Genomic DNA, 11,580 nt, shown 5'->3' with positions numbered 1-11,580 from the left:
TCATTTCCTCCTCAGGCGGGCCGTCTGCCGGCGGTCTGCTCCTTTATCCCTGATCGACACGCCCGAGCCGGGGAAAACAGCGGCCACTCCTCCGCTGCTCTACCGGTCGGAAGCACCCGGGCGCCGTGTCGCTCCCGGGGCCGTGACGATCAGGTTTCTTTTCCGGATCCGCCCATGAAGCTTTCGCGCATCGTCGCCTTCTGTGTGCTGCTTGCCAGCCTGACTGCCCCGGTCCATGCCGTGGACGCGTCATCCGCCGAGGACGCGCATGAAGAAGTGCTGGTCATCAATGGCTGCCCCATCTGGCCCTACACCCGCTGTCCCGGCGTCGATCTCAGTCACGCCGACCTGTCGCTGCGCGATCTTGCGGGTGCCGACCTGACCGGTGCAAAACTGGTCCGCGCGGACCTGCGCAGCGCCAATCTGGCTGGCGCCATGCTGGATGGTGCCGATCTGAGCGCAGCGAAAGTCCAGAAGGCGAACATTCCTGCTGCGTCGCTGCGCGGCGCCAGGCTCATTGCCACCGATCTGGAGTTCGCGCGCTTGTTCCGCGCGGACCTCAGCAATGCCGACCTGTCGATGGCGAACATGGAAGCCGCCCGCGCCACCCATGTGAGGCTGAACGGCGCCCGGCTGATCGACGTGAACATGCAGGAAACCAAGTTCCAGGAAGCCGACTTCCGCAATGCCGTCATGAAGAACTGCTTCACCCGCTTTGCCGTATTTCTCGACGTGAGCTTCGAGGGCTGCGACGGCTGTCCGGTGGACTGGTAAGCCCGATCAATACTACCGAGACCCATCATGACACCCCGACTGCTGACTGCGCTGTTCACCGCCTCGCTGATCCTCTTGTCCGGCACCGTCGGGGCCGAACGCCCCGCGGCGCCATTGACCGACACCTCGTCCCTGCCCGCGCTGGGCGACGCCTGGCGCGACGCCAATCCCTATCGCGACGACGACACGATCGCCGCCGTCGGGCGTACGCTGTACAACGAAACCTGTTCGAAATGCCACGGCCCGGACATGAATGCCAAGGGCCACCCAGCCCCGCCGCTGCGCCGGCTGCAGCGCTACTGCAAGAAGGTGCAGGACGCCGCGCTGAAAGCGCGCTGTCTGGCCGACGTGGACCACTACTTCGTGACTACGGTGCTCAAGGGCAAATACATCCTGGGTGTGGAACACATGCCCGCGTGGGAGGGCATCCTGAAACAGGAGGCCGTGTGGGCGATCAAGACCTACGTCGATTCACGCAGCCGCTGAAGGCACCCGCAATGAAAAAGGCCCGCCGGCGCATGCCAGCGGGCCTTCGCATTCTGCGGAGCTGATCAGACCTGGAAGGTACGCAGACTGCCTTCGAGTTCGCGCGCCGACGCGGCCAGCGATTCCCCCTGCGTGGCGGTCATCGACACACCGCGCGCGTTGTCCTCCGACAGCGCCGACAGTTCGCCCGCATTGCGCAGGATGGCATGCGCCGTGGTGTCCTGTTCCTGCATGCTCAGTGCGACTTCGCCGGACTTGCTGACCAGTTCGTCCATGCGCTGCAGAATGTTGGTGAAGGTGTCGACCGCGCCGCGCGAGGTCTTCACGGCGCCGCTGACCCGCTCGCTGGCCTGTCCGACACGTTCAACGGTTTCTTTCGCGTCGTGACGGATCTTGGCGACGATGTGTTCGATATCGGCGGTCGAACCCTGGGTGCGCTGAGCCAGCTTGCGTACCTCGTCGGCCACCACGGCAAAGCCGCGGCCCTGTTCCCCGGCTCGTGCGGCTTCGATCGCAGCGTTCAGCGCCAGCAGGTTGGTCTGATCCGAAATTTCCTTCACCACGTCGTTGATCTTGGCGATTTCTTCGGAATCCTTCACCAGCCGTTCGATCACGGTCAACGACTCTTCCATCTCGACCGCAATGCGGCTGACACCTGCCATCGAATGTTCGAGGTCGGTCTTGCCGCTGCGCGTGCTGTCACCGGTACTGCGCACGATGGTGTCCATGTCCGCCGACAGGGCGGCAACCTGACGCGCCGACGCCGTCATTTCCTCCATCGCTTCGGCGACGGTGCGGATGCGGTCCGACTGCTTGGTACCGTTCTGGTTCGCCGTGATGGTCAGTTGCGACAGTTCTTCGGCCGAGCGCGTCAGGGTCGATGACAGTACGGTCATTTTCTCGATCAGCTTGCGAAAGGACTTGCAGGCCTGGTTGTACTCGTAGCCCAGCCAGGCGAAGTCGTCCTTGCCCGACAGGTTGAGCTTGTGGTTCAGCTTGCCCTCAGCGAGGCTGTGCAGCGCATTGACGAGCATTTCGGCACGCCGGCCAAAGCCGTTTCCGAACCAGAAACCGACGCCGAGGATTACCGCAAAGCTGATCGCGCCGGCAGCCAGCAGGCCGACCGTGCCCGGAAAGAACGTTTGCTGCACCCCGAGCGTCATTACGCTGACGACGCTCGCCAGCAGTGAATGAAATATGAACGCCTTTCGTACGCTGAGTTGATTCCTCATGTTTTCCTCCTCGGAAGCAAGATTGATGGCTGAAAATGGAGCGGCGCTTGTATAGTTTTGACTTCTCGGTGCGGTGCGCCGTCCGACTCGTTCTGCAAGTAACGACCGGCGGAGCGCCTGGCTTGAATCAATCGTACAAAAGCAAAACGCCGCCCCGGAGTGGAGCGGCGTTTTGAGCGGGCTGCAACTTCGGACAAAAACGAACGGCCGCTAGCTCATCATGCCCAGCGTACGCGGCAGCCACAGCGACATCGACGGCCAGTAGGTCACGATCATCAGGAACACGAGCATGGTGATGAGCCAGGGCGTGACTGCCTTGGTCATGTCGGTCATGCCGAGTTTCGCGATGCCGCTGCCCACATAGAGGTTGAGCCCGACCGGCGGCGTGATCATGCCGATTTCCATATTCACCGTGATGATGATGCCGAAGTGCACCGGATCGATGCCCAGCGCCATCGCCACCGGGAACAGGATGGGCGCCGTGATCAGGATGATCGACGACGGCTCCATGATGTTGCCGGCCATCAGCAGCAGGATATTCACCACCAGCAGGAAGCCCAGCGCACCCAGACCGCTATCCACCAGCCAGGCCGCCACCGCTTGCGGAATCTGCTCCGAGGTCAGCAGGAAGGAGAACAGGATGGCGTTGGTGATGATGTAGAGCAGCATCGCGCTCATGTTCGCCGAATCGAGCAGCACCTTCGGAATGCGCTTCAGCGGCAGATCGCGATAGACGAACACGGCCACGATGAAGGCGTACACCGCACTCATCGCTGCCGCTTCGGTCGGCGTGAAGATGCCGGTGTAGATGCCGCCCATCACGACGACGATCAGCATCAAGCCCCAGAACGACTCGCGAAAGGCATTGAGGCGGTCAGCCACCGGGGCCTTGGGCATGCGCGGATAGTTGTTCTTCTTCGCGTACCACCAGGTCGTGAAGCCCAGCATGAACAGCAGCACCGCGCCCGGAATCACGCCCGCCATGAACAGCGCGCCGATCGACGAATTGGTCGATACCGCGTACATCACCATGACGATCGACGGCGGGATCAGGATGCCCAGCGCGCCGGAACTGGCGACGATGCCGGCGCCGAACTTCATCGGGAAGCCCTGCTTCACCATGGCCGGCAGCAGGATGGCGCCGATCGCCGCCACGGTCGCCGGGCTGGAACCGGACACCGCGGCAAACAGACCGCAGGCCACCACGCCACCCATGCCCAGACCACCGTGGAAGTGACCGACCAGCGAAGTGGCGAAATTGATCATGCGTTTCGCCACCCCGCCGTGGGTCAGGAAGTTGCCGGCCAGGATGAAGAACGGAATCGCCATGATTTCGAACTTCTCGATACCCGTGAACAGCTTCAGTGCCACCGACTCGACCGGCACGTCGGTCATCGTGAACAGGAAGGTGAGTACCGTCAGACCGAGCGAGATCGAGACCGGCATGCCGGTCAGCATCAGCACCAGCAGCATGACGAAGATGATGGCGGCGCTCATTTGCGGCCTCCCTTCGCGTGCTCGGCTTCTTCGGCGTTCTCGACCGCCTCGCCCACCAGGATGGGCTTGACCTCGTCCATGCCCTCGACGTGCGCATGATCGTGATGCGGCAATTCGCCGGTGCGGATGAAGGTCGTCATCACCTGCAGGAAGCGGAAGCACATCAGACCCGAACCGAGCGGGATCGCCATGTAGACCATCCAGGTCGGCCACTCCAGGTCGGGCGTGGTCGGCCCTTCGTACAGATCACCGATGTCCAGCCCCATCGTGCTGCGCACCGCGTAGGCGGCGCCGTTTTCCCACACGAAGTGACTGCCCAGCACACAGATGATGCCGGTGAACAACGCGCCGGCCGCCAGTCCGAAAATGACGAACTTGTTGCGCAGCGCAGGTTGCAACTGGTTGATCAGCACGTCGACACCAACGTGGATGCCGGTGCGCACGCCGTAGGCGGCGCCGAACTTGGCCATCCACACGAACAGGATGATGCACAGCTCCTGCGCCCAGCTGAGATTCAGTGACAGCAGCCAGTCCTGCACGCCGGGGATGCTGTATCCGCTGGCGTAGCGATGGACAACCGCGACGAAAATGACGATGGTGGCGACGCCAATCAGCAGCGTGATCAGCCACTCCTCGATATGGTCGAGCAAGCGGAGCACGGCGGTCTCCCCGAAAATTTTGTAAGGCGCGCAGAGAGCCCTGCGCCCGGCGGATCAGCCGGTTGCCGCCCAACGGCGCAGCAACCGGAGCAAGCGGCTTACAGCTTCGACGGATCGAAGGCCGTTTCCTTGTAGATGGCATCGATCAATTCCCGACCGATGCGCCCTTCCATCTTCTTGTGCACCGGCACCATGACGCGCTTGAACGCCAGGCGCTCGTCGGCCGTCGGCACATAGACCTGGGTCTTGCCGCTCTTGCGGATGCCGTCGAGCGAGTTGTCGTTCTCTTCCCTGGCGATCTGGTTCGCGTATTCGGTCGATTCCTTCATCGCCGTATCGAGCTGGCCGCGCACATCGGCCGGCAGGCCGTCCCAGAACTTCTTGTTCACGATGACCGCGTAGCCGAGATAGCCGTGATCGGTCACCGCCATGTGCTTCTGCACTTCGTGCATCTTCTGCGTATACATATTGGAGTGCGGGTTCTCGGTGCCATCGACCACGCCGGTCTGCAGCGCCTGATACGCCTCGGAGAACGCCATCACCTGCGGCAGCGCGCCGATGCTGCGCATCTGCTCTTCGAGCACCTTGGACGACTGGATGCGCAACTTCTTCGCCTTCAGGTCAGCCGGCGTCCTGATCGGCGTATTGGCCGAAAAGGACTTGAAACCGTTGTCCCAGAACGCCAGACCGATGATGCCCTTGGAATCGAGCTTCTTCAGGATGCCGGCGCCGATCGGGCCCTTGGTCACCTTGTGCAGGTCGGCGTAGCCATCGAAGATGAACGGCAGGTCGAACACCTCGAATTCCTTGACGCCCAGCGGGCCGAACTTGGCCAGCGACGGCGCCAGCATCTGCACGGCGCCCAGCTGCAACGCCTCCATCTCTTCCTTGTCCTTGTACAGCTGGCTGTTCGGATACACCTCGACCTTCACCTTGCCACCGGTCAATTCTTCGGCACGCTTCTTGAAGAACTCCGCCGCCTTGCCCTTCGGCGTTTCGGTGGCCACGACGTGGCTGAACTTGATCACGATGGGCTGTTGCGCAGCGGCAAACGGGGTCAGGCCGAGCGCGATCAGGCCGAACAGCATGGAATGCAGTTTCATGGGATCTCCTCCTGTTATGGGCACACGGCATGCGGGCGCCGAGTGATGACCGCAGTGTGGTGCCAGGCACCGCCACGTGCCATTGTGGATTTCCGCAACGGTGCATCGGCCGGGCGCGTTGTGGATTTCCGATCTGCAGTGCGTTCGACGCGCGTCTTATGATGTGAGCTGTCCGGTGCGCACAAGGCGCATGCTGCGCCCCTCTGCCGAAAGCCCTCACGCAACGTGGAATCACTGCTTCGCCTGCCGCCATCTGCAGTACCGCCCACCGGCGCACCCGGCTGGTACTGGGTATTGCCGCGCGTGGCGCTGGTGCTGTTCCTGGCCGCCATCGCCGCACTGGTCTGGCTGCTGCACAGCACGGATCAGGAAGACCAGCGCGCCGCGATGATCAGCGACGTGTTGTGGATGGAACAGGACTTGCGCTTCCACCTCGATCGCAACGTCGAACTGATCGGGCAACTGGGTCGCGAGGCAGCCGAAAAGGGTTTCGACGCGGCGGCGCTCGAACTGCGTGCGCGCAGCCTGGTGAGCAACGGCCAGGGCCTGCTGAGCGTCGAACGCCTGATCGCGGTCGACGCGGCCGATGAGGCACTCGCCGCACCGGCCCGACTGGCGGACCGGATCGGGCAGGCGGTCTATCTGCCGCCGAGGGTCTTGCCGGACGGCGATGTGCAGTTCGACGTGCTGGTGCCGCTCGGCGCTGACCGCGGCTGGATGCGCGGTCGCTACTCGCTGGCGCAGATGCTCGTGCGCTCGGTGCCCTGGTGGTTTGCCGAACGCTATGCGGTCGAGGTGATCGACAACACCGAACGCGTACTGGCCAGCAAGTCGAAGGTCGCGTCCGGCAACCGCGACCTGGGCTACTCAATTGCTTTCGAGCCGCCCGGCCACGGGCTGCGACTGCGCGTCGCCGCCTACCGCAGCGAAACCCGCCTGCTGCCGGCGCTGCTGGTGGTCACCCTGGTCGGCCTCGCACTGACCATGCTGTGGAGCCTGTGGGCGCTGCGCCGCCACCTCAATCGCCGGCTCGCCGCCGAACACGCCTTGCGCGAAGAACATGCCTTTCGCACCGCGATGGAAAACTCGCTGATCATCGGACTGCGCGCGCGCGACCTCGAAGGCCGCATCACGCACGTCAATCCGGCGTTCTGCCGCATGGTGGGCTGGAGTGCCGAAGAGCTGATGGCGATGCACCCGCCCATGCCTTACTGGGCACCCGAGCACGCCGAACAGATCCGGGCGCTGCACGACGGCATCCTGGCCGGCAATGCCGAAAAACGAGAAGCGATCGAACTGACCTTCATGCGGCGCGACGGTGAACGCTTCGATGTGCTGATTTCCGAAGCACCGCTGGTCGATGCCGGGGGCCGGCACGTCGGCTGGATGAGTTCGGTGCTCGATGTCACCGAAAGCAAGCAGGCGGAGGCGTTGTACCGGCAGCAGCAGGAGCAGCTGCAATTCACCGGCCGGCTCATCACGATGGGCGAAATGGCCTCCACGCTGGCGCATGAACTGAACCAGCCGCTGTCGGCCATCTCCAGCTACAGCACCGCCTGCCTGAACATGATCGAAACCGGCCAGGGGCATCTGTCGGACTTCAGGGAGCCGCTGTCGAAGATGAATACGCAGGCGCGCCGCGCCGGCACCATCATCCGCCGCGTGCACGAATTCGTGCGCCGGTCCGAACCGCAGCGCGTGCGCTGTTCGCTGAACGACATCGTCGACGACGCGGTGGCGCTGATCGAAGCCGACGCCCGCAAGCGCAACATCCACATCACCACGTCGCAGGCGCCGGATCTGGCCGACGTGCTGGCCGACCGGGTGATGATCGAACAGGTGCTGCTGAACCTGATCCGCAATGGCATGGATGCCATGGCCGGCAGTTCGGCGGAAAAGCGGCGACTGCAGATCGATACCCGGACCGACGGCGAAGACGTGCAGGTGGCGGTGCGCGACAGCGGCGCCGGCATTCCGCCCGACATCGCGGAAAAGCTCTTTGCGCCCTTCTTCACCACCAAACCGGACGGCATGGGCATGGGACTGAACATCTGCCGCTCCATCGTCGAGCTGCATCACGGACGGCTGTGGTTCGAAGCGGCCGAAGGGGGTGGGACGGTGTTCATCCTCAAGCTGCCGGCGGCCGGCGCACAGGCGCTGTCGACATGAGCACGAACCAGATCTTCATCGTCGACGACGATGACGCCATCCGCGATGCGCTTGGCTGGCTGTTCCGCTCGCGCGGCCATGTTGCGCGGCTGTGGTCATCGGCCGAGGCGCTCATCGCCGGTGGCGAGATCGGGCGCTGCGGCTGCCTGCTGCTCGACATCCGGATGGACGGCATGAGCGGGCTCGAACTGTTCGAATGGCTGCGCGAAAAAGGTCATGACGTTCCGGTCATCTTCCTGACCGGGCATGGCGACGTGCCGATGGCGGTGGCCGCACTGAAAAAGGGCGCTTTCGATTTCGTCGAGAAGCCGTTCAACGACAACGAACTGGTGGACCGCGCGCTGGCCGCACTTGACATCCACCACCAGCGGTCGAGCCGTCAGGCGGCCGCGCGCGAGGTCGACGAGCGCCTCGCACATCTCACCAGCCGCGAGCTGGAAGTGATGGAGCGCGTGCTGGCCGGCCAGATGAACAAGGTGATCGCGATGGATCTCGGGGTGACGATGCGCACGGTCGAAGTGCATCGGGCGCGCATCTTTGAAAAAATGGGCGTGCGCTCGGCGGTCGAACTGGCGCAGTTGCTGACCGCCCGCACCCCGAAGCCGCAGTAGTGCCTCATCAGGGCATCAAGCCAGCACCCTCAGCAACCAGCGGTTCAGATCGGCGATCTCGTCCGGGCTGACTTCGTGGTCCATGTCGTAGGTGTGCCAGTCGTACGATACCGACAGGTCGTCGAGCACGGCGCGCGCCGCCAGCGCGCGGTCGATATCGACCACGCTGTCGTTCTGCCCGTGCGCCAGAAACACCGGTACATCACGATTGGCGGCGCTGCGCTCGGCCGCGGTCTTGCCGGCCAGCGGCAGATAGCCCGACAACCCGGCGATGCCGGCCAGCCGCTCGGCCTGACGCAGACCGGCCACCAGCGCCATCGCGCAGCCCTGCGAAAACCCCATCAGCACGATGCGCGAGGCCGGCATGCCACGTGCCGTTTCGCGCGCGATCAGCGCGTCGATGATCTGTTGCGACGCGCGGATGCCCGCCTCGTCGTCGATGCCCGAGCCCGGCGCGAACACGTCGAACCAGGCGCGCATGAGGTAGCCGCCATTTCGCGTGACCGGGCGCTCGGGTGCGTCGGGCAGCACGAAACGCACCGGGCCGACGGCATCGAGATCCAGTGCGCGGCACACCGGCACGAAGTCGTTGCCGTCGGCGCCGAGGCCGTGCAGCACAATGAGGGTTGCGCTCGGCGCAGGGCCGGATTCAAGTTCGATCAGGTTCACCGCCATGTTCCAGCTCCGGAAAGTCATTTTCGAAGGCCGGGCAGTCGCTGAACCGAAAGCACGACCCGGATGCGCATCGTACCGAACGCACGCCCGCGCGGCCGACCGTCAGGCGGCATCGATCCCCTGCAGATCAATTGCCCCACCACCCGACCGGCGCGTTACAGTGCGGCCATCCCAACTGGAGAATGCAATGAAGACATTGACCGTACACATTACCGCCGAACTGCAGGTGCCCGACGACTGGACCCTGGTGGACCACGCCTCGGGCGTCACCGTGCTCAAGGTCGGCGACCAGTTCATCGACTTCGACATCACGCCGCTGTCCACGCGCGAAGACGACCCGGAAGCGCTGTGGAGCGATGATGACCAGACCCTGACCAGCCAGGTGCTCGACTGCGTGACCGAACTCGATACCGACATCGAGATCGCCTACCACCAGTAACGGGTGTGCGGCGCCTGCCGGCGCCGACCCTCTGCCACCTTCTGCATGCGCGGCCCGCGTATCGGTTCGCGGCCAGCCATCGATGATCGAGCGGGACGCACTTCGGCCCGCATAGTCCGATCGGCGTGTTTTGAAGGCCCGGCGCGTCAACGCCCTGCAACAGCCTGCGTACAAGCTTCCGAATGAATGACCGCCCGGATGGTCCGTGCGGCGCGCCCCGGAACAAGGAAACGCAGATGTCGTCCAGAGATTTTTCGCCCGCCCGTCGCCTGCTGCTCAAGAGCTCAGGCGTTGCCGCCGCCACCCGCTTCACCGGGGTCATGGCCGCGTTGCATGCCAGCAATGCACTGGCCGCCACCGGCAAGCAGACCGTTTCGGCCCTATCGCCCTACGGCCTGATTGCCCCGGTCAATGACCTGACCACCGGGCTGCCCCTGCTGCAGTTGCCGCAGGGCTTCAGCTACCGCTCCTTCGGCTGGACCGGTGACGCGATGGACGATGGCCGTGCCACACCCGACAACCCGGACGGCATGGCCGTGGTGACGTCACGCCGCGTCGGCCGCAGCACCGAACTGGTGCTGGTGCGCAATCACGAACGCGGCGTCGCGCTCACGCCGGGCGACGCGATCAATGCCCAGCACAATTACTCGACGACCCGTGTGAACGGCATCATCACCGCCTACTACGGCAGTCTGCCCATCCGCATCGGCAGCAACGGCGCCGGCGGTTATGCGGTGGTCACGGATCCGGGCGCGGCCGCACCGCCGCCGTTCGATGGCTACGTGGCGGGCGGGACGACCAATCTGCTGTTCCGCGACAACAAGTGGGCCGGCGCGGAGTCGTCCCTCGGCGGCACGCTGGGCAACTGTGCCGGCGGCCCCACGCCGTGGGGCACCTGGCTCACCTGCGAAGAAACCGTGTTCGACTTTTCGCTGATCGGCGGCAAGAAGCACGGTTATGTTTTCGAAACCGGCGCAGACCCGGCCGAGTCGATCGCCGACCCGATCATCGGCATGGGCCGCTTCGTGCACGAAGCCGTCGCGGTCGATCCGACCACAGGCTTCGTCTATGAAACCGAAGACAACCGCAATGTGGCAGCCTTCTTCCGCTATGTGCCCGCTGACACCAGCGGCGAGCCGGGCAGCCTGCACAACGGCGGCACGCTGCAGGCGGCACGCGTGAAGACCATCGTTCGCAAGGCCACCGCCGCGACGCTGGAACAGGCCAACGACGTCGGCCTGCTCAATCCCGAGATCGGCGACGAATACGAACTGGAATGGGTGGACATCGCCGACCCGGATGCAGCACCGGTCGTCGTGGTCGGCCAGCCCGGCGGCGTCAGTCTGGCCTTCATGGCCGGGCCCAGCTTCCAGGCCCGCAGCCTGGGCTGTGCCCGCATGAGCCGCGGCGAAGGCATCTGGTACGCCGGCGGCAAGATGTTCATCATCGATACGGCAGCCGGCGTCAACAGCCAGAACCGGCCCGGTCAGGGCGAAGGATGCGTGTGGGAACTGACGCTGTCGACGATGCGCCTGCGCGCCATCTTCGTCAGCGGTAACCAGACCGTCGGCAACAATCCGGACAACATCACCGTCAGCCCGCGCGGCGGCATCGTGCTGTGCGAAGACGGCGGCGGCTCGACCGACGCCTTCGGCACCGGCGCGCGCCTGCTGGGCCTCAACAAGGCGGGCGAAGCCTTCATCTTCGGCAAACACAACGTCGTGCTCGATGCGGCGCAGATCGGCGCTGCCGGCAAGCAGGTCGCCGGCGGCGACTACCGCGGCACCGAATTCGCAGGCGCCTGCTTCGATCCGACCGGCCGCGTGCTGTTCGTCAATATCTACCGGCCCGGCATCACGGTCGCCATCACCGGCCCGTGGGCGCGCGGCAACCTCTGAGCCCTGCCCGCTCACCGCTGCCCGCGGGCAAGCGGTG

Annotated in this window: 11 protein-coding genes; 6 read left to right on the top strand and 5 right to left on the bottom strand. The window is 64.5% G+C overall.

Translation table 11 applies throughout. From position 1 onward, the window contains the following. The first annotated feature begins 174 nt into the window (after positions 1-174). Positions 175-774 carry a pentapeptide repeat-containing protein gene (locus Q8Q80_RS06125; RefSeq protein ID WP_305632074.1) on the top strand — a complete coding sequence of 200 codons (600 nt, stop codon included), beginning with the start codon at positions 175-177 and terminating at the stop codon, positions 772-774. A gap of 27 nt (positions 775-801) precedes the next feature. Beyond that, positions 802-1,260 (top strand): c-type cytochrome, encoded by a 459-nt coding sequence (locus tag Q8Q80_RS06120; RefSeq protein WP_305632073.1) that lies wholly within the window; start codon positions 802-804, stop codon positions 1,258-1,260. 65 nt (positions 1,261-1,325) lie between these two features. Here Q8Q80_RS06120 and Q8Q80_RS06115 read toward each other — a convergent pair whose 3' ends face one another. The 4 genes from Q8Q80_RS06115 to Q8Q80_RS06100 all read right to left on the bottom strand — a co-directional run bounded on the left by Q8Q80_RS06115 (position 1,326) and on the right by Q8Q80_RS06100 (position 5,751). Then, on the bottom strand, positions 1,326-2,492 hold the full coding sequence (locus Q8Q80_RS06115; RefSeq protein ID WP_305632072.1) for a methyl-accepting chemotaxis protein: 1,167 nt from the start codon (positions 2,490-2,492) through the stop codon (positions 1,326-1,328). 210 nt (positions 2,493-2,702) lie between these two features. Next, positions 2,703-3,989 carry a TRAP transporter large permease gene (locus Q8Q80_RS06110; protein WP_305632071.1) on the bottom strand — a complete coding sequence of 429 codons (1,287 nt, stop codon included), beginning with the start codon at positions 3,987-3,989 and terminating at the stop codon, positions 2,703-2,705. Next, positions 3,986-4,648: a TRAP transporter small permease gene (locus Q8Q80_RS06105; RefSeq protein ID WP_305632070.1), complete on the bottom strand. Its 663-nt coding sequence runs from the start codon at positions 4,646-4,648 to the stop codon at positions 3,986-3,988. Before Q8Q80_RS06105 ends, Q8Q80_RS06110 begins: the two co-directional genes overlap by 4 nt. Before the next feature lie 98 nt (positions 4,649-4,746). Next, positions 4,747-5,751, bottom strand: coding sequence for a TRAP transporter substrate-binding protein (locus Q8Q80_RS06100; protein WP_305632069.1), 1,005 nt, complete (start codon positions 5,749-5,751; stop codon positions 4,747-4,749). Between the two features lie 225 nt (positions 5,752-5,976). Between Q8Q80_RS06100 and Q8Q80_RS06095 the strand changes: the two genes are divergently transcribed. Next, a complete protein-coding gene (locus Q8Q80_RS06095; RefSeq protein ID WP_305632068.1) occupies positions 5,977-7,920 on the top strand; it encodes a sensor histidine kinase in 1,944 nt (647 codons plus the stop codon). Further along, positions 7,917-8,531, top strand: coding sequence for a response regulator transcription factor (locus tag Q8Q80_RS06090; protein ID WP_305632067.1), 615 nt, complete (start codon positions 7,917-7,919; stop codon positions 8,529-8,531). Before Q8Q80_RS06095 ends, Q8Q80_RS06090 begins: the two co-directional genes overlap by 4 nt. 15 nt (positions 8,532-8,546) lie before the next feature. On the opposite strand, the gene Q8Q80_RS06085 is transcribed toward Q8Q80_RS06090, so the two are convergent. Further along, positions 8,547-9,206, bottom strand: a complete 660-nt coding sequence (locus Q8Q80_RS06085; RefSeq protein ID WP_305632066.1) for an alpha/beta hydrolase — start codon at positions 9,204-9,206, stop codon at positions 8,547-8,549. 187 nt (positions 9,207-9,393) lie between these two features. On the opposite strand from Q8Q80_RS06085, the gene Q8Q80_RS06080 reads away from it, so the two are divergent. Beyond that, a complete protein-coding gene (locus Q8Q80_RS06080) occupies positions 9,394-9,645 on the top strand; it encodes a hypothetical protein (RefSeq protein WP_305614441.1) in 252 nt (83 codons plus the stop codon). 236 nt (positions 9,646-9,881) lie between these two features. Next, positions 9,882-11,543, top strand: coding sequence for a PhoX family phosphatase (locus Q8Q80_RS06075; RefSeq protein ID WP_305632065.1), 1,662 nt, complete (start codon positions 9,882-9,884; stop codon positions 11,541-11,543). Positions 11,544-11,580: the final 37 nt, after the last annotated feature.

It is taken from the genome of Methyloversatilis sp. (genome assembly GCF_030698125.1).
Classification (GTDB): Bacteria; Pseudomonadota; Gammaproteobacteria; order Burkholderiales; family Rhodocyclaceae; genus Methyloversatilis.
This window is presented reverse-complemented; position numbering and strand designations above follow the sequence as displayed.